Source organism: Legionella feeleii (genome assembly GCF_001467625.1).
GTDB classification, from domain to species: domain Bacteria; phylum Pseudomonadota; class Gammaproteobacteria; order Legionellales; family Legionellaceae; genus Tatlockia; species Tatlockia feeleii.
Window position 1 is genome coordinate 204,259 of sequence record NZ_LNYB01000085.1, and the last position, 17,103, is coordinate 221,361.

The window sequence follows — 17,103 nt, forward strand, 5'->3', positions numbered from 1 at the left end:
CTAATTATGATCCCGATTACCCAAGATAAGCCAACCAATATTCTCAAACATAAACTCAACTACTTGATACAGACTTGGCTTGAGCAAATCGCCAACTATCCGTTAGAATGACGCACGCTCATAAGAGAGTAAATTTCTATACCCATGCTTGAATTAACAGTCACCCAACAGATAGTCACCTGGATACTTCCAGTTTTATTTGCCATAACCTTTCATGAGGCAGCCCATGCCTTAGTTGCTAATTATTTCGGCGATAAAACCGCCAAGATGCTTGGGCGTTTAAGCTTTAATCCCCTCCGTCACATTGACCTCATTGGCACAATAATTGTCCCTGTTATTACTTTGGTATTAAGTGGTTTTGTTTTCGGTTGGGCCAAACCTGTACCTATTAACAGTTCGCAATTACGCAATCCACGTCGTGATATGGTATTAGTGAGTGCGGCAGGCCCGCTTTCAAATCTCATAATGGCTTTTTTTTGGGCGTGCTGCTTCAAACTGGCAACCATGCTGGATCCTAAATCTTCTAATATTGCTTTGTTTTTATTACTCACTTCGCGAGCAGGCATACTTATCAATTTGCTTCTCGCTTATTTTAATTTGATACCCATTCCACCTCTCGATGGTGGGCGCGTTGTTGCTTGTCTTTTACCAGTCAGGCAAGCTTTAATTTATGAGAAAATAGAACCCTTTGGTTTTTTTATTTTATTAGCGCTGTTATTTAGCGGTATTTTGGGCTGGTTACTCAATCCTGCCATTAGCTGGTCACTGGCAACCATTCGTTTTTTATTTAATTTATGAAAATTCTCGCTGATGCAACTATACCGGGTTTAGCTCAGGCCTTCCCACAACCCTTTGAATTAACTGTCTACAAAGAGGGTGAAAATGTAGCCGAACTTCTCTGTGGAAAAGATATTCTCTTATGCCGCGCTACCCTGAAAGTTAATGAGCAGTTACTAAAAGGACATTCACTGCGCTATGTTGCAACAGCCAGTAGCGGCACTGATCATATTGATAGTGCTTATTTAAAAATGCATGCCATTGAACTGCTAGACGCAAAAGGCAGTAATGCTGTTGCGGTGGCCGATTATGTTATTGCCACACTCGCCTATTTGCAGAAATATCATTCATTTCAAGGTACGAAAGCTGGTGTTATTGGTGTTGGTGAAGTTGGCTCAAAAGTAAAAGAACGCTTGGCAGCAGCCAACATGGAAGTCCTTTGCTATGATCCACCCAAAAGCAAACGCGACGCCAATTTCTACAGTATTTGTTTGGCCGAACTCACTGATTGTGATCTAATCTGTGTGCATGCCAGTTTGCACGAGGAGCCCCCTTATCCCAGCCGGAATCTTATCGATGCAGCCCTGCTTAAACGATTAAAACCTGGTTGTGTCATCATCAATGCCTCACGCGGTGGTATCATCAACGAAAAAGCGCTTCTTCAAACCACCTCAGTTATCTATTGCACTGATGTTTATAATGATGAACCTTTTATTAACCCCGAGATTGTTAATTTTTCCAGGTTATGTACCCCTCACATTGCCGGCCATAGCATTGAAGCCAAGTATGCTGCTGTATACATCCTAAGTCAGAAATTGCATACTCGCTACGGCCTTTCTCCTCCTGCAATGGGTAGTCTTTTGGAAACCATTCCAAACTTACCCCCCTTGCCTGAAACACAGAGTTGGCAGGATTGTATTTTATCGCTTTTTAATCCTGCTGCTGAGACAAACTTGTTAAAGAATTCCAGCGATCTTGCAGTAACGTTTACCGAACTGCGCAAAACCCATAGAAATCGCCATGATTTCTGTGTTTATAACGCACAATCAGTAAATCAGCTAACACGTAATATCCTTGGTTTTAATGATAATCGATAAGCAAACGTCAATTATTACCTGAAGGAGATCTTCTGTTTTAGTATGGCTTTATAATTAAGGCAAATTGCTTGGTTTCTATCTCTTATTATCGGCATTGCCCGGTTGATAAACATGGATCAGTCCAGAACTCCCGTACAAATTTAATAAACGATACTTCATTAATGTTCGTCGCAGTTTTTTTTACTCTTCTATTAGGATTGCTTATCGTGGTAATCCACAATATTGGTGTGGTACTCAAGTCAAGCCGAAACTAATTCAGCCATAGAGCCCAAGGTCGATCTGACAATTTGATAGTTGTTGCTTTGGTTTCTAATTTATTTGTTGCTCAGCATTCAAACGCCTTATCACCGCTTGATCAGAAAAGGCATGGCGCACATTGCCAATTTGCTGATACGCTTCATGACCTTTGCCTGCAATTAGAATAATATCATCTTTGTGTGCCAAATTAAGCGCTTTGGTAATCGCTTCTTCTCGATCGGCAATTTTATACAAATTAGCTTTGGAAATTATTCCGGCATCAATAGCATCAATGATAGCCCAGGGATCCTCATTACGTGGATTATCACTGGTGATAATAGCAATATCCGCATATTCACTGGCAATCCTCCCCATTATCGGTCGTTTACTCTTGTCCCTATCACCACCACAACCAAACACGACTATAATGCGACCTTTTTTTACTTTTTTTAGAGTAGCCAATACATTTTGCAACGCATCTGGCGTGTGTGCGTAATCAACGATAGCATAGGGTTCATGCGTTACAACTTCCATACGACCAGGTGCCGGCTGTAATTCTGCCATCACAGGGATTACTTTCTCAACATCATAGCCAACTGCCAATAAACTGGTAAAAACGGCCAGGGCATTATAAATATTAAAAAAACCAAGTGCATTAATAACTAATTGATGCTGTCCCCAAGGTGAAGTTACCTCAAGCCGAGTTCCAGCCAAACTAACATCCCAACGCAAAGCACGTACATCTGCCTCATCTTTAATGCCATAACTGATAATTTGGCAAGGTTTTCTCACTGCAGCCCGCATTGCTTGTTGGTAATTATCATCCTGATTAATAATGGCCCACTTGAGGGTTGGCTCGGCGAAGAGCAACGCTTTTGCAGCAGCATAAGCATCCATTGTTTCATGATAATCAAGATGATCATGACTTAGATTAGTAAAAATTGCCTGGTGAAAATCAATGCCCTCGACCCGCTTTTGGTGTAAGGCATGAGAAGAAACTTCCATGCACACTTGCTTTATAGCCTTTTGCTGATAGGTGTATAAAAGATATTGCAAACAAAGCGCATCTGGCGTTGTATTCGCTAAAGAATCCAACGCGGTAACCTCACCCTGACCCAGGGTTCCAATGTAAGCCGCTTTTTCACCTAATAGTGTATGGGCCTGAGCTAATTGGTAAGCAATGGTTGTTTTACCATTTGTTCCTGTAACTCCAGTTACCGCTAATTTCTTCGTTGGCTCACCAAAAAATCGGCTGGCAATTGCGGCAAGTTTTTTTGCCAGATCAGGTAAAGCAAGGCAGGGTACTTGCGTTGAAAGTTGACAATTATTGGGCCAATCATCCGGTTCGTAAACAATTGCTTTTGCACCTGCATTAATCGCCTGTTGAATATACAACCTGCCATCAGTAGAGGCGCCAGGATAAGCAAAAAAAAGAAACCCATGTTTTATTTGCCGGCTATCGTTATGTATACCTAGAATTTCACAATCAGGTATATTCTCAGTAATCCAGGGACGCATTAACTCAGCAAGTTTCATGGTAACCTCACGTAGTTGTTTTATCAGGGGGCACTTCCAAAATGCGTAAAGCCCCAGACATAACCTGTGCAAAAAGTGGTGCTGCAACAGCCGCGCCATAATAACTGTTTCGTGTCGGTTCGTGAATCACAACAACCACAACGAGCCGCGGTTGTGATACTGGCGCTATACCGACAAAGCTTGCAATGTGACGATTAGCTTCATAGCCATTTTTACCGGCAATTCTTGCTGTTCCTGTTTTACCGGCAACTCGATAACCAGGGATTCTAGCCAGTTTTCCTGTCCCTTCATTACCAAGCACTGCCTCCATCATCGCAAGAACCTGACTTGCTGTTTTCTCATCCAGTACTTGTTCACCAGCGGTTGTTGTTTCATTGTGTAGTAAAGTAATCGGTAACAATCGCCCTTTATTGGCAAAAATAAGATAACCTTTCGCCAACTGTAAGGCTGTTACAGATAAACCATAACCAAAACCCAGCGTTGCCAATACAAAAGGATTTGCATCTTTGGCTTTAACCATTGCCCCATCACTTTCTCCGGGATAACCGCTTTCCGTGCGTTGTCCAAACCCACTGCGCTGGAGCAGACCAATGAGTTGTTCGGGCGGACTTAAGAGAATCATTTTGGTAACACCAACGTTACTGGAATGCTGTAATACACCCGTTACATCTAATACACCATAATTATGGACATCACGAATAGTATGGCCATGTACTATCATCCAGCTTGGCCGCGTATCAATAATATCTTCGGGCTTGACCAAACCACTCCCCAACGCACTTGCTATACTAAAAGGCTTAATCACGGATCCGGGTTCAAAAACATCGGTTATCGCTTTATTACGATAACTGTCACGCGTATAACGACCACGTGCATTAGGATTAAACGACGGGTAATTGGCCGCTGCAAGTATTTCTCCATTTTGAGCATCAACAACCACCACAGAACCAGATTTTGCAGCAAATTTCTCCAAAGTTAGCTGTAATTCATGGTAAGCCAAATACTGAATACGTTTATCAATGCTCAAAGGCAAATCATGTCCTGGCCGAGGTTCTTTAAGCACACCCAACTCATCAACAATCTGGCCTGTACGATCTTTTACAACCCTCTTCTTGCCATTAATTCCCATTAACCAATCCTGATAAGCGAGCTCTAATCCTTCAAGACCAGCATCGTCAATATTAGTAAAACCAATTAACTGTGCAGTACTTTCTGCTTCAGGGTAATATCGTTTAAATTCCTGTTGAAAATTAACACCAGGAATTTTGAGTTGCTCAATTTTTTTAGCAAGCGTCGGCGGTAACTGGCGATGTAAATAAAGAAACTCCCGCGAACTGGCTCTTCTAACTCTGGCAACGATTCGCTGTGAAGGGGCATTCAGTAAACGCGATAACGCGGCCAATTGTTTTGCATTCGGTGAAAATACTTTAGGATTTACCCACACGGATTGTACTGGCGTACTTACCGCGAGAGGACTCCCTTGCCTATCAGTAATCATGCCGCGATAGGCCGGAATATCAATAGTACGAATGCTGCGCGCCTCGCCCTGCCCTAACAAAAATTGACGATGAAGCACCGTCAAATCCAACATCCGCCATACAAGCACTGCTAGTAGCAGGATGAAAAAAAACGATACGACTACTAGCCGAGCTTGATGACCATTTGTTTTCATTGAATTCGCAACACAAAAGTTTCTTTATCCGCCGGTAATCTCATCTGCAATTTCTGGATTGCCAGCTCCTCTACTCTTGCGGGCGTTGCAAGACTTGCTTGCTCCAAAAGTAATTGCCCCCATTGCAACTGCAGCTGGTGCGTTTGCTGCTCTAAATGCTGCAACTGACTAAAACTGATACGATGCTCATTAGTCGTATAGATAATAGCCAAGGCACTCAGTAGTACTGCCAATAGTAAAGTTAACATGAAACAAAGCTGTTTTGAGAGACGCATATCTAGTAATTGTCCACTAAAAAAATTGCTCTGATTAATCGCTCTGGCTGCGGCATTCATGCTATTTTTTCTCCTATTCTTAAGACCGCACTACGTGCCCTGATGTTTTCTTTTACTTCCTCATCAGATGCTTTGACGGCCTTCCCCACCCGCTTAAAACACGTTTGAATCTCTACATTGCGTACAGGCACCTCCGGCGGCAGGCGCAAACCTTGCTCTTTAGTACGCATAAACTGCTTAACAATACGATCTTCTAATGAGTGAAAACTAATCACTACCAAACGCCCGCCAACCGCTAAAACATTGAGAGCTTCATCCAGACAAGCTGTCAAATCAGTTAATTCCTGATTCACATGAATACGTATCGCTTGAAATACTCTTGTTGCAGGATGTTTATGTTTTTCCCATTTCGGATTAGCTTGTTTGACAATTTCCGCCAAAGCTTCCGTAGTCTGAATGGGGGACTCTGTACGCGCAGCCACAATTGCACGTGCAATGCGTCCAGCAAAACGTTCTTCGCCATATTCGCGGAAGATGGCAGCCATTTCATCTGCCTCTGCTTTATTAACAAATCGAGCAGCATCCAACTCTTGATCTAAATCCATGCGCATATCTAGAGGTCCTTGCTGCATAAAACTAAAACCTCGCGCAGGGTTATCCAATTGGGGTGAAGAAACGCCTAAATCCAACAAAATTCCGTTGACCTGCCCGTAAACATTGGCTTGTTTAGCAAATGAAGCAAGCTTGGCGAATGAGCCTTGATAAATATGAAAGCGATTATCATTAGCAAAATGTTGTTTGGCGTACTCTATTGCCTCAGGATCTTTATCAATTGCAATTAGACGTCCTGCTGCAGATAATTGCTGCAAAATAGCACGGCTATGCCCACCACGGCCGAAAGTTCCATCAATATAGATGCCGTCTGCCTTGATAGCCAAGCCTTCTATTGTTTCTCGCAACAATACTGATTGGTGCGCCATCATAATTATTTCCGTTACAAAGAAAAAGTTTTCATCTCATCTGGCAATCCATCCTCTTGGGAAGCTTCTTCAGCCAACCACTGTTCGCGTCTGGTCTGCCATAACATTTCATCCCAAACTTCAAACTTATTGCCCTGACCTATCATCACAACCCGTTTATCAAGATGGGCATAGTCGCGTAATAAAGGGGGTAAAAGCACACGGCCATTCCCATCCAGCTCTACATCCGTTGCATGTCCAATCAGCAAGCGCTGAATTCGACGAGCTGCTGCATTAAAACTGGGCAAACTTTGCAGCTTATCCTCAATAATCTGCCACTGCGCTGCCGGATATAGCAGCAAGCATGTCTCTTCTGTATCAATGGTCACCACCAAAGAAGATTTCTCTTGCGCACCCAAGGCGTCTCGATAACGCGTTGGTACTGCAAGACGGCCTTTCCCGTCAATTGTGATGGCATTAATTCCACGAAACATGGTTTCTTTTTTGTGGTCGGTTATTAACCATCCCACAATTCTCCACTTTTTTAGTATTTTAAACCACTTTTATACACTATAGAAACACATTTTCCCAAGCGTCAACCCCAAAACAGGATTTCTAGTAAAAAATTTCAGCAATACCCCTTTTACAACTCATAAACGAGGCATAGTGATTTTATTTAGATCATTTCCGTGATAGATCAACACCATAGAAATCGTTTTATTTTTTAGGAAAGGAACAACTATGTATTTCGAATAAACGCAGAGATTAAAACTGATTTACTACAACTACTGTCACTACCTAAAAACTACATACAACTGGCTAACTATTCAGCATTGCAGCTAAACGAATTCCCTGCAACACTAAGTCAGGAACCAAATGATCATAAATTCCTTGTTTATCAAACAAAGAAGCAAATCCCCCTGTTGCCAACACGATTACATCTTGCCCAGCAAAAGATTCGGTTTTAATACGATTAATTAGTTCGCGACAAGCACCTAAAGCACCATAAAAAACACCTGACTGAATACTTTCAATCGTAGAGCGCCCTACAACCTGCTCTGTTCTAACAATTTCTACCGCCGGTAACTTCGCAGTCTTGGTAGCAAGCGCATCGACTGACAAGCGCACACCAGGTAAGATTGCCCCACCCAAATACGCTTTTTGCATGGTAATTACACAAAATGTCGTAGCAGTACCAAAATCAATGACTACAATATTTTTTCCTGGAAAAGCATGTGTCGCCGCGATCGCATTGGCTATACGGTCCGCACCAACTTCAACCGGATTACGATATTTAATGTTTAACCCTGTTTTGACCCCTGCTTGCAACATGAAAGGCTCTACAGAAAAATACTTCACACAGGCGGCTCGCAGAGAATAATCTAACTGTGGTACAACTGAACAAATGGCAATTGCATTTATTCCTTCCGGTGAACACTGATTCTCACGCAAGACAGTTTTAAGAAAAATGCCTAATTCATCGGAAGTACTCACTTGCGAAGTATGGCGAAACCGAAGACGAATCTCATCCCCGGCAAATACACCGCCGTAGATATGTGAATTACCAACATCAATACATAGCATCATGGTCAATAGACTCCGCTATTGCAAATGCGCCGATAGTAAGTCTAGTTATGATGAGAATCAAGGGGGGGAATAGAAAAAGTCGGTCGATAAGCCGGGTTCTGTCTTGGACAACCATTCATCTGGGGCATGCGTCACCACATGCCTCAAGCGACCTACCCGAATCCCGTACGGGCCATACGTTCGTGCATAGCAGCAACGAAGGATTCCTATTTGGTCTTGCTCCGGGTGGGGTTTTCCCTGCCACGACTGTTACCAATCGTGCGGTGCGCTCTTACCACACCATTTCACCCTTACCTACCTGTTGTGAACAACAAATAGGCGGTATATTTTCTGTGGCACTTTCCGTAGGCTCACGCCTCCCAGGAGTTACCTGGCACCCTGCCCTGCGGAGCCCGGACTTTCCTCCCTTTGCTTTACGCAAAGAGCGATTGCCTGACCGACTCTGTTGCTAATACTAGCAGAGTGCCCAACGAAAGACTAGAGCTATTAATATTTCCCCTAGCTTGGCAATGTCTTGATTTGTCTGCGGTAGACAGAAATCAAAACCTAGTCACTTAGATGACTTATCAACAGTCTCAAGAATTAACCACGCGTACCAATAAACTCGTCGTCAAAATAACGCTTCAGTTTAGTACGCAAAGTACCACGGCTTACACCAAGAACACGAGCAGCTTTAGACTGATTATAACGAGTTAATTCCATTACCGTACGAAATAAAGGGGCTTCAACTTCTTCAACAATTAATTGATAAAGATTCAAGTTCGCATCTTTATTACCAACCGTATTCAAATAACCCTTTACTGCTCCAACGACCTGTTGAGTCAACGCTTCATTGTTTTGCTCAACCTGTTGCATAACTGCACTCATTATTCCTCTCCCAACACACAAAATTAACTATAGAACATGGTGGTCAAACTCAATGCAGAGACTGAACATCATGCGCGATATACTAACAAATATCTCAAAGAGTGTAAACATTGTTTTATTGATATTCATTTATTAAGGGAAGCTTAAGGGAAAAATGAGAAATTTTCAAGCATTTTTGTAAAATGTGAGCATTTTTTTGTCATTTAACAACCATTTTCTGCTCTAAATAAATAATAAGAAGTCTTGAAAAAAACAAAATGACAATAAATGATGCGAAAACAGGATGATAGTTGCAAAAAAATATTGCTTTATGCCTATAATTTATAATGTTTGTTATAAGGAAAATTAAGATGACTAAGAAATATGAGAAAAAAACAGGGGTCTTAAAGAAAGAAAAACAAAAAATTCCTGCAGAAAATTTAGATAAGATATCCGGTGGCCACCATGAAAGACCGATACAGCTCCCTAGACCTCCCAGACCCCATATCCCTCGCGGTGAATAATGAGCTTCGAGAGTTTTACTCCACTGTAAAACTCTCTCCGCAACCACATTGTCCTGTTTGATTGGGATTATTAAAAACAAACTTATGGTTTAATCCCTGTTTGACGTAATCAATGCTCATCCCTTTAAGATAGGGATAACTGCCTTTATCAATACAGATTTGGTAATCACCGGCTAACGGCAACACAATATCGTTCTCCTGGGGCACCACTACATAATCCACAACATATGACAAACCGGAACAACCAGTCTTTTTTACCGATAAACGAATCCCTTTACTTTCTGGATGTTTGCCAAGATCAGAAAGCACATGGCGAGTAGCCGCTTCACTGAAAGTAACACCCACTACAGAATCACTTTTATGCTGCATCACTTCACTCATTTTTTCCCCCTTTCTTATTAGCCCTGGATTAAGGTCTGTTGTCATTTCTACTATCTTGGCCGAAAGCGTTACTTCCTGGGCTTCGCTGCTCATTCACTCTACTAGAAGGCAACCAGCTTTGCTTTCATAATCCGCACAATTTCTTTATAGCCGTCTTCAATCTGCAGTGCCACGTGATAACGAACTTTTGGCAGATCCAATTCTTGGGCCAGCCAGGCGTGATCATATCTTGGGTGTGTCTCTAACAAAGTCCCTTCCAATTGCCGGCACAACCATTCTGCAGCAGCAATCAGATAGGGATTACCATAGGCTTTAAAGCGTGCCTTAAGGATGCGGCCTTGCGCATCACAAGATAAATAAAAGTCGAAGACGTCACCCCGACCCGCCTCTCCCCCATGATAATGGGCACACAATGGCTGCAACTGATCCAAAACACCCACATGGGTTGGCGAAAAAAAACAAGACTCTACAAGTTCATTATACATCATAGTGGCGATATTTCGTGCAAACGGTTTATCTGATAACAAATTACTTCAATTGCCTGCTTCACTTGCTCTTCAGTAGTAAAACGGCCGCAAGACAATCGAATTGAACTATAAGCTAACTCATCATTCAAACCCAGTGCCCTGAGTACATAGGAAGGTTGCCGGCTTGCCGCTGCGCAAGCAGAGGTCGTTGAAATAGCTAATTCACGTAAAGCTAATAAGAGTGAATCTCCATCAACGCCAGCAAACGTCACATTTAAATTTCCTGCTACGCGTTGCTGTTCATGACCATTTAAGCGAATTCCGGGCAGATCTTTAATTCCTTGCCATAATTGCTGCCGCAAACGCAAAATACCCGCTTGTTCCTCGACACGGAAACGCTCAGCAAGGGCAAAAGCCTCTCCCATCGCTACTATTTGATGGGTTGCTAAAGTACCTGAGCGCATCCCTCCTTCATGCCCTCCCCCAAAAGAAAGTGGTTGAATGCGAATTCGAGGTTTATGACGGACATATAAAGCCCCTATACCCTTAGGACCATAATTTTTATGAGCGGAAAACGACATTAAATCAACCGGCATTTTACGCAAATCAATTTCAATTTTACCGGCACTTTGTGCCGCATCCACATGAAATATAATTCCTCTGCCACGCAACAGTTCACCAATGGCACTAATATCCTGCACAACCCCTATTTCATTATTAACGTGCATGACCGACACTAAAATTGTTTCGTCCCTAAGAGCCTGGATCAGTGTTTGAAAATTGAGTAGGCCATCGGGTTGCGGTTCCAGATAAGTGACTTCAAAGCCTTCTTTCTCTAACTGATGGAAACTATCAAGTACCGCCTTATGTTCTGTAAGCATGGTAACTACATGGCGGCCTTTCCTTTGGTAAAAACGCGCCGCCCCTAAAATGGCCAGGTTATCCGCTTCGGTAGCACCAGAGGTAAAGACAATTTCTTGTGGCTGCGCATGAATAACAGCCGCTATTTGGGAACGTGCGTAATCCACAGCTACAGCCGCCTGCTTACCATAGACATGAGTAATTGAGGCTGGATTGCCAAAGCAGCCATCAGGCCCTAAATACCCCATCATTTTTTCAATTACCCGCGGATCAACAGGCGTAGTGGCCATATAATCCAAATAAATTGGTAATTTACTCATACTGGACTCCTGCTAGCGATCCTTTGCGTACTTCAATGCATTTTGCATATGGCTTAAAATTCCCCGTAAAATAGTGACTTCCATGTACTCAAGGCCTGCGCGATTAAATAGTCTTCTAATCCGTTGTATCAAACGCCTGGTCGGCTTTGTAGTCTTTAAAAAGTTTATTGCTCGCAAAACTTCTATTAGATGAGTATAAAACTGTTCCGCCTCATCTGCCGTTGCCAAACGATCATGACGTAATTCAACATCAGCTGCAGGGGATAATAGTTTCATTCGCAGCTCATAGGCAATAATTTGTACTGCCTGAGCAAGGTTTAAAGAACTATAGACAGGATTAGAGGGGATATTGACGTGATAATGGCTGCGCAATAACTCTTCATTAGTAAGGCCTGTACGCTCGCGGCCAAAAATAATCGCCACCTCTGTCTCATCAGGTTGCGAGCAAACCAGTTCCGCACAACTTGCCGGGATTAACCCTGGTAGACTAAGCCCTCGCGGCCTCGCACTGGTCGCAATAACTAACTGACAACCTGTCAGTGCTTCTTCCAACGAGTCACAAACTACTACCTGCTGCAACAGATCATCCGCACCAGCCGCCATTTCATAGGCTTTTTGATCAGGAAAAGACTTCGGCGACACCAGATAGAGCTTATGTAAACCCATCGTTTTCATTGCTCTTGCGGCTGAACCAATATTGCCGGGGTGGGAAGTTTCAATCAGTACTATTCGAATTGAAGCAAATTTCATAACAACAGTCTTAATTATTAAGTAATCGCAACTATACCAGCAATGACTTCTCTCTGTACAAAAAAAAATGTGTTAGAATCGCAAACTTTGTTAAAAACGAGCGAATCCATGCAACCACTATTAAATATTGCCATTACTGCCGCACGCCTTGCCGGTGATATCATTGTCCGCCATTTAGAACAACTCGATCGAATTAAGATCACCGCAAAGAGCAGTGAGGAATATTTTACTGAAGTGGATATCAAGGCAGAACAAGCCATTATTCATACTATCCATAAAGCTTACCCCGAGCATGGCATTATTGCTGAAGAAAGCGGTATTCATAATGATAATGCAGACTCTGTATGGATTATTGATCCGCTTGATGGCACAACCAACTACATGCATGGTTTTCCCTTCTTTTCAGTATCGATTGCCCATAAAGTAAAAAACCGTATTGAGCATGCCGTTGTCTATGACCCTATACACCATGAATGCTTTTCAGCCAGCCGCGGCCGTGGTGCACAATTAAATGATCGACGGATTCGAGTCTCGAAACAAACGCAATTAAATGCCGCCTTACTCGGTACAGGTTTCCCTTTCCGCAATACTGCCCTGGCACAACGCTATTTACCCACATTTGAAGCATTAATTGGCAAATGTGCTGGTGTTAGGCGTACTGGCTCTGCGGCCTTGGACTTAGCGTACGTAGCGAGCGGTAGATTAGATGGCTTTTGGGAGTTCGGTCTTCGTCCCTGGGACATCGCAGCGGGCAGCTTGATTGTCAAAGAAGCGGGTGGCTTGATTAGTGACCTGCAAGGCGGCGAAACCTACATGAAACAAGGCGATGTTGTCGCTGGGACTCCCAAAATCTTCAAATCATTGCTGCAAACGTTTATGCCAATAACCAAGAGTTAATAACATTCCATAATCTCTCCATACCCGATCACCGGCATGCCGTGCATAAAGCATGGCATGGCCTTATTTATTTGGCATTTATGCAATTTTACTCTCTATTCCATCTGCTCCCATGACACCAAAAATAGCATTGAGAAATCCCTTTTTTTTGCATAGAAAATTGTTTTGTCCTTGTTTTGCGAAACTATTTTTAATCACGAATATAGTAAGAAAAAAAATGAGAGCAGTAATGATTAAATTGCTCTTTGGTATGAACACTATTTACTATAATTATACTGATGGAATTATTCTATAACAGGGATCAATTATGAGAAGATATCACTGTATTCTTCGCGTTGATGAATCACTCGATGACGAAGGAATAAAAAAATTACTTCATTCTCATCCCTATAAACTTATAGTAAAAAAGACCAATGAACAGTTCACTGCATTTTTTATTATCGATGGTCAAATTAACAAACAAGAATTAAACCCCGAGGATCTAGAAAGCTTCGCCAGTGAAATCCCTGAGCAGGCCAACCAGGAGTCATACAATAGCTCGTTAATAGAACAGCTGGAAAACATCCTAAAGATACCCGCCTTACCTGAAACAGACACAATTATTCAATTTAAAGGGGGATGGGAAAAAATACTCGACTATCTTGATAAGAAATTTGAAGGACAAGGGGATCTAGTAAATTATCTAACACTCGATAAGGTAATCAATACTTATAAAGATGAGTTTAAATTTTTATATAAATTGGCAGAATTTCTCCTATTTAATTATAAAAAATTAAGCGATGAGTATAAGAAAAAAAATCGTTTACCGGATAACATAGATGGAGTAGTTGATAAAATAATAACGCTGATGTTGAATTTTATTGATAAAGATCCCAATTTACTTATCAGTCATGATGTAAATAATATAATTTTTAGAAAAATTTTAGAAAAAACCGAAGAAAAAAACCCCGCGCTTTTCGAGAAAATTTTGCATCTATATTTACCGAAAATTTTAAAAAATCCCCAAAACCAAACTGCATTCGCCTTAAAATTCCATAGTTTTAATCATGCGCGTGCAGAACAAGAAAGAACTGATGCGTTAGAACTCCCTCAAGAATGCATATTTGCCCACCAGGGTGCCTGGCCTGATCCTGATCCCCGGATAGTGCAAGTACCAGGTAATATGTTTCAGGCAGAAAAGGAGCTTGAGTTAGGCTATACCCTGTTCCTACCCAGAAACGCTATACCAAGAGCCATTCTAATTTGGGTTTATGGCGGGAATACAGCCAATGAAATTAATACACTGACAGGTAGATTAGCTGATATTGACTTATATTTGCTTAATGAAGGCATCGCTGTAAGCTATTTAAATACTCCTGAACGAAAGTTGTATCCGACAGTTACTGTTAATCAATTAGAAGCATCGAAAAAGGGACAAGCCGCAGTCAATCAAACTATCTCTTGTTACGTCAAACAAATTAAGGAAAATCCAGCCGGTCTTCATGAGAAGTGCAAGGCTCTGCAAGGCATCCCTGTTTTCTTGATAGGATTCAGTTTTGGGGGGGGGACTGTTTTACGTTACAAGCAACTATGTGATGATCCCAACATTGATGGCTTTATAAGCATTAATGGCGCCCTTTCTCTTGAGAAAATACAAATTGCATGAGCGTCAAATAATGTCAAACCGCTGGACAAATCCAGCAAAAGAAGCAATAAGCTGGCTATCTCCTGAGGCCCTGCTTCGCAAAAAAGAAACAGTAAAACCAGCATTAATGGTGCAAAATATTAAGGATACGAATTCAAATGTTCTTAATACGCTTTCGTTTTTTAAGAAAGCACTAAGGGTAAAAATTCCTGCATTAAAGGTTTATTTATTCGATGATGATACTAACGCCTCACATGATAATTTTGATCATGAGATCCCTCGAAGAGGAAACCGCTCCTTTGTAAAGCTAGCCCATGCCATCTGCGATTTTATCCTGAAAGGGGATTTTGATAAGAAAGACTCATTAACCCTGGAAGAAACAAAAATAAAAATGTTGATTTACACGTATAATAAGAGCCTTTCCATGCGATTTGTTTCTTATATATATTGTTATTATCCACAGGATTTTGAACAAGCAGAAGAAATAATTACAGCTAAATATGAGCCAGTCCTGGCAGCACTCTATTATGTAAATCAACTTTTTAAACCTAGGGATGAAACGCTTAAGACTACTGTAGAAGCTGATGTTCAGAGATTGGGTGAGTCAGGTTCTGCAGGTCAATACAGCGAACATTTTGAGAAATACCTGACCCTCTACTTATATTTCTCTATTTCCAGTTCACTGAACTTCCTAAATTACGATAAAATTCAAAAAGTTGTAGAGATGGTCAAAAATAGTAACGAAGCGCTCTCTTGCTTTCTTACTATTTATGAAGATATTGATTCTATTGTTAATGCACAATCCCTTCATCTGATTGAAAATTTATATATCTGTGTCCCAGGCCTCCTTCCAGCAGATATTTATAAACAGGAGGGTTTCTTACAATTTAAAGAAGAAGCTCTGCAAAAATTTTCACAAGTCATGTCAAAATTAGAGCATGCCCGTATGTCTCAAGACACCCTTTTATCCGAATTGAATTTTCATTAAATATCTAGTGATTTCCAGGAAGATAGTATGGGATTTTACAAGCAAGCATCGCAAAAAAACCGGAAATCAAAATTATCGATGCAGGGCTGTATTATCTTAACCATGATTGAAATGACTGGGGAGAGACTCTATAATCCCGCCTCATCACATCATTACAGGATATACAATGCAAGCAGCCGATACCTTAACCGCTGAAGATTATTCCAAGGCAATGAATCTATTGGGGCAAAATTTACTGTCAGCATTAACCCAGTCTATAGAAAAACTGCCACAACCACTCCGTAATCGCAAAGTGGTATCCCAGGCTTTGTCCGCATTCATTGCTAATCTTGTTTATAAACAATTTCCTGCCGATCATGAGTCACGCCAGCAAATGCTTGATGAACTTACCATGCTTATACAACTACAATTAGACAGCATCGCACAACTTTCTGAGCCTGCGTAATAATAAATCAAACTAAAATCCCCCGCCGCAAGCGGGGGAATTCCAAACTAATGAACCAACACATTTTCCACCATCCGTCGTAGCATCGCAGGAAGCAGGGGTTTTGTATAAATGTGGTTCGCCCCTAAAGCCAAACATTCCTGGCCTAACGCCTCATCCACATGCGCGGAGATAACAATCACCGGTGTATTGCCATTTAAGGGATTACTACGAATCAAAGGAAGCAACTCCTCGCCTGGTTTATCCGGTAACCCCAAATCGAGCAGGATGCAATGGAAAGGCTGCCTTGACAGACAGTCTAGGGCTTCTGCCGCTGTGGCTGCCAAAACGGGTTGATACTCGTTGAGTAAGGACAGATAAATGTGCTGACAAACAAAATCATCTTCAACAATTAACAATTTGAGTAGGACATCATTTTTTCCTTGTTTTTGTTCTAGGTTGAAGGTCGGCGGACCGTAACCCGGGTTTCACTTCGTTGCACCCAGGCTACAGACAGCTGTGTAGTGTTGGGCGCTTCGCCCAACAGCGCTAATCGGCCGGGAGTAGTTTTATCTCTCCAAAATGAAGCCCCTCTTTAAGCGTGTAATAGGTGCATAGGGGTTTTTATTGATTGAATGATTCATCCTGATTCCTTTTTTCAAGGTGAGCGATATCCCGGGTAAGACAGAAAAAGACCCTACCCGTGCGTCGAGATCTCAAAATCCATTCCTGCCCGCCAGCTTTTTATGAACAATAAAAAGCCATCAAGCCGAATGTTTTAGGAGATAAAACGGCTCTCCCCCAAATGTAGGGGCACTTTAATCGGATTAAAGTAATCTAACTCTTTGATTCCGCAATCAAAAGAGGGTTAAAGTGCCAAG

General features: G+C 41.9%; 19 protein-coding genes and 1 other RNA gene. 7 read left to right on the forward strand and 13 right to left on the reverse strand.

Annotated features, from left to right (window positions below; all coding sequences use genetic code 11):
• Window positions 1-144: 144 nt before the first annotated feature.
• Entirely contained in the window at window positions 145-798 is a 654-nt protein-coding gene (locus Lfee_RS13205) for a site-2 protease family protein (protein ID WP_058447470.1), read from the forward strand.
• Window positions 795-1,874, forward strand: a complete 1,080-nt coding sequence (locus Lfee_RS13210) for a 4-phosphoerythronate dehydrogenase (RefSeq protein WP_058447471.1) — start codon at window positions 795-797, stop codon at window positions 1,872-1,874. The genes Lfee_RS13205 and Lfee_RS13210 overlap by 4 nt, the downstream gene beginning before the upstream one ends.
• 309 nt (window positions 1,875-2,183) lie before the next feature.
• On the opposite strand, the gene Lfee_RS13215 is transcribed toward Lfee_RS13210, so the two are convergent.
• The 8 genes from Lfee_RS13215 to Lfee_RS13245 form a co-directional block, all read right to left on the reverse strand.
• Window positions 2,184-3,647 carry a UDP-N-acetylmuramoyl-L-alanyl-D-glutamate--2,6-diaminopimelate ligase gene (locus Lfee_RS13215; protein WP_058447472.1) on the reverse strand — a complete coding sequence of 488 codons (1,464 nt, stop codon included), beginning with the start codon at window positions 3,645-3,647 and terminating at the stop codon, window positions 2,184-2,186.
• Between the two features lie 7 nt (window positions 3,648-3,654).
• Window positions 3,655-5,319: a peptidoglycan D,D-transpeptidase FtsI family protein gene (locus tag Lfee_RS13220; RefSeq protein ID WP_058447473.1), complete on the reverse strand. Its 1,665-nt coding sequence runs from the start codon at window positions 5,317-5,319 to the stop codon at window positions 3,655-3,657.
• A complete protein-coding gene (gene ftsL / locus Lfee_RS13225) occupies window positions 5,316-5,654 on the reverse strand; it encodes a cell division protein FtsL (RefSeq protein ID WP_058447474.1) in 339 nt (112 codons plus the stop codon). Before ftsL ends, Lfee_RS13220 begins: the two co-directional genes overlap by 4 nt.
• Window positions 5,651-6,577, reverse strand: a complete 927-nt coding sequence (rsmH, locus tag Lfee_RS13230) for a 16S rRNA (cytosine(1402)-N(4))-methyltransferase RsmH (RefSeq protein WP_058447475.1) — start codon at window positions 6,575-6,577, stop codon at window positions 5,651-5,653. The genes ftsL and rsmH overlap by 4 nt, the downstream gene beginning before the upstream one ends.
• An 11-nt stretch (window positions 6,578-6,588) precedes the next feature.
• The gene (mraZ, locus tag Lfee_RS13235; RefSeq protein ID WP_058448024.1) at window positions 6,589-7,047 is read right to left on the reverse strand and encodes a division/cell wall cluster transcriptional repressor MraZ; all 459 of its coding nucleotides are present in this window, start codon (window positions 7,045-7,047) and stop codon (window positions 6,589-6,591) included.
• 325 nt (window positions 7,048-7,372) lie between these two features.
• A complete protein-coding gene (locus Lfee_RS13240; RefSeq protein ID WP_058447476.1) occupies window positions 7,373-8,140 on the reverse strand; it encodes a type III pantothenate kinase in 768 nt (255 codons plus the stop codon).
• A gap of 71 nt (window positions 8,141-8,211) precedes the next feature.
• An RNA gene (rnpB, locus tag Lfee_RS16295) (RNase P RNA component class A) lies at window positions 8,212-8,584 on the reverse strand.
• A 138-nt stretch (window positions 8,585-8,722) separates the two neighbouring features.
• Window positions 8,723-9,007: a helix-turn-helix domain-containing protein gene (locus tag Lfee_RS13245; protein WP_058447477.1), complete on the reverse strand. Its 285-nt coding sequence runs from the start codon at window positions 9,005-9,007 to the stop codon at window positions 8,723-8,725.
• Window positions 9,008-9,357: 350 nt separating this feature from the next.
• Between Lfee_RS13245 and Lfee_RS17100 the strand changes: the two genes are divergently transcribed.
• Entirely contained in the window at window positions 9,358-9,510 is a 153-nt protein-coding gene (locus Lfee_RS17100; protein WP_156413398.1) for a hypothetical protein, read from the forward strand.
• Window positions 9,511-9,525: 15 nt separating this feature from the next.
• Here Lfee_RS17100 and Lfee_RS13250 read toward each other — a convergent pair whose 3' ends face one another.
• The 4 genes from Lfee_RS13250 to Lfee_RS13265 form a co-directional block, all read right to left on the reverse strand.
• Entirely contained in the window at window positions 9,526-9,891 is a 366-nt protein-coding gene (locus tag Lfee_RS13250) for a HesB/IscA family protein (RefSeq protein WP_058447478.1), read from the reverse strand.
• Between the two features lie 101 nt (window positions 9,892-9,992).
• On the reverse strand, window positions 9,993-10,379 hold the full coding sequence (locus Lfee_RS13255; protein WP_058447479.1) for an iron-sulfur cluster assembly scaffold protein: 387 nt from the start codon (window positions 10,377-10,379) through the stop codon (window positions 9,993-9,995).
• Entirely contained in the window at window positions 10,376-11,539 is a 1,164-nt protein-coding gene (locus tag Lfee_RS13260) for an IscS subfamily cysteine desulfurase (RefSeq protein WP_058447480.1), read from the reverse strand. Before Lfee_RS13260 ends, Lfee_RS13255 begins: the two co-directional genes overlap by 4 nt.
• A 12-nt stretch (window positions 11,540-11,551) precedes the next feature.
• Entirely contained in the window at window positions 11,552-12,289 is a 738-nt protein-coding gene (locus Lfee_RS13265; RefSeq protein ID WP_058447481.1) for an RNA methyltransferase, read from the reverse strand.
• 108 nt (window positions 12,290-12,397) lie between these two features.
• Between Lfee_RS13265 and Lfee_RS13270 the strand changes: the two genes are divergently transcribed.
• The 4 genes from Lfee_RS13270 (at window position 12,398) to Lfee_RS13290 (ending at window position 16,243) form a co-directional block, all read left to right on the forward strand.
• Window positions 12,398-13,186 (forward strand): inositol monophosphatase family protein, encoded by a 789-nt coding sequence (locus tag Lfee_RS13270; RefSeq protein ID WP_058447482.1) that lies wholly within the window; start codon window positions 12,398-12,400, stop codon window positions 13,184-13,186.
• A 307-nt stretch (window positions 13,187-13,493) separates the two neighbouring features.
• Window positions 13,494-14,831, forward strand: coding sequence for an alpha/beta hydrolase (locus Lfee_RS13280; RefSeq protein ID WP_058447484.1), 1,338 nt, complete (start codon window positions 13,494-13,496; stop codon window positions 14,829-14,831).
• Between the two features lie 10 nt (window positions 14,832-14,841).
• The gene (locus Lfee_RS13285) at window positions 14,842-15,798 is read left to right on the forward strand and encodes a hypothetical protein (RefSeq protein ID WP_058447485.1); all 957 of its coding nucleotides are present in this window, start codon (window positions 14,842-14,844) and stop codon (window positions 15,796-15,798) included.
• A gap of 166 nt (window positions 15,799-15,964) precedes the next feature.
• Window positions 15,965-16,243, forward strand: coding sequence for a hypothetical protein (locus Lfee_RS13290; RefSeq protein WP_058447486.1), 279 nt, complete (start codon window positions 15,965-15,967; stop codon window positions 16,241-16,243).
• A 47-nt stretch (window positions 16,244-16,290) separates the two neighbouring features.
• On the opposite strand, the gene Lfee_RS13295 is transcribed toward Lfee_RS13290, so the two are convergent.
• Entirely contained in the window at window positions 16,291-16,641 is a 351-nt protein-coding gene (locus tag Lfee_RS13295) for a response regulator (RefSeq protein ID WP_058447487.1), read from the reverse strand.
• Window positions 16,642-17,103 lie beyond the last annotated feature (462 nt).

Coding starts and splice junctions, on each gene's coding strand:
- Lfee_RS13205 (WP_058447470.1), top strand. CDS start 145: ATGCTTGAATTAACAGTCACCCAACAGATAGTCACCTGGATACTTCCA.
- Lfee_RS13210 (WP_058447471.1), top strand. CDS start 795: ATGAAAATTCTCGCTGATGCAACTATACCGGGTTTAGCTCAGGCCTTC.
- Lfee_RS13215 (WP_058447472.1), bottom strand. CDS start 3,647: ATGAAACTTGCTGAGTTAATGCGTCCCTGGATTACTGAGAATATACCT.
- Lfee_RS13220 (WP_058447473.1), bottom strand. CDS start 5,319: ATGAAAACAAATGGTCATCAAGCTCGGCTAGTAGTCGTATCGTTTTTT.
- ftsL (WP_058447474.1), bottom strand. CDS start 5,654: ATGAATGCCGCAGCCAGAGCGATTAATCAGAGCAATTTTTTTAGTGGA.
- rsmH (WP_058447475.1), bottom strand. CDS start 6,577: ATGATGGCGCACCAATCAGTATTGTTGCGAGAAACAATAGAAGGCTTG.
- mraZ (WP_058448024.1), bottom strand. CDS start 7,047: ATGTTTCGTGGAATTAATGCCATCACAATTGACGGGAAAGGCCGTCTT.
- Lfee_RS13240 (WP_058447476.1), bottom strand. CDS start 8,140: ATGATGCTATGTATTGATGTTGGTAATTCACATATCTACGGCGGTGTA.
- Lfee_RS13245 (WP_058447477.1), bottom strand. CDS start 9,007: ATGAGTGCAGTTATGCAACAGGTTGAGCAAAACAATGAAGCGTTGACT.
- Lfee_RS17100 (WP_156413398.1), top strand. CDS start 9,358: ATGACTAAGAAATATGAGAAAAAAACAGGGGTCTTAAAGAAAGAAAAA.
- Lfee_RS13250 (WP_058447478.1), bottom strand. CDS start 9,891: ATGAGTGAAGTGATGCAGCATAAAAGTGATTCTGTAGTGGGTGTTACT.
- Lfee_RS13255 (WP_058447479.1), bottom strand. CDS start 10,379: ATGATGTATAATGAACTTGTAGAGTCTTGTTTTTTTTCGCCAACCCAT.
- Lfee_RS13260 (WP_058447480.1), bottom strand. CDS start 11,539: ATGAGTAAATTACCAATTTATTTGGATTATATGGCCACTACGCCTGTT.
- Lfee_RS13265 (WP_058447481.1), bottom strand. CDS start 12,289: ATGAAATTTGCTTCAATTCGAATAGTACTGATTGAAACTTCCCACCCC.
- Lfee_RS13270 (WP_058447482.1), top strand. CDS start 12,398: ATGCAACCACTATTAAATATTGCCATTACTGCCGCACGCCTTGCCGGT.
- Lfee_RS13280 (WP_058447484.1), top strand. CDS start 13,494: ATGAGAAGATATCACTGTATTCTTCGCGTTGATGAATCACTCGATGAC.
- Lfee_RS13285 (WP_058447485.1), top strand. CDS start 14,842: ATGTCAAACCGCTGGACAAATCCAGCAAAAGAAGCAATAAGCTGGCTA.
- Lfee_RS13290 (WP_058447486.1), top strand. CDS start 15,965: ATGCAAGCAGCCGATACCTTAACCGCTGAAGATTATTCCAAGGCAATG.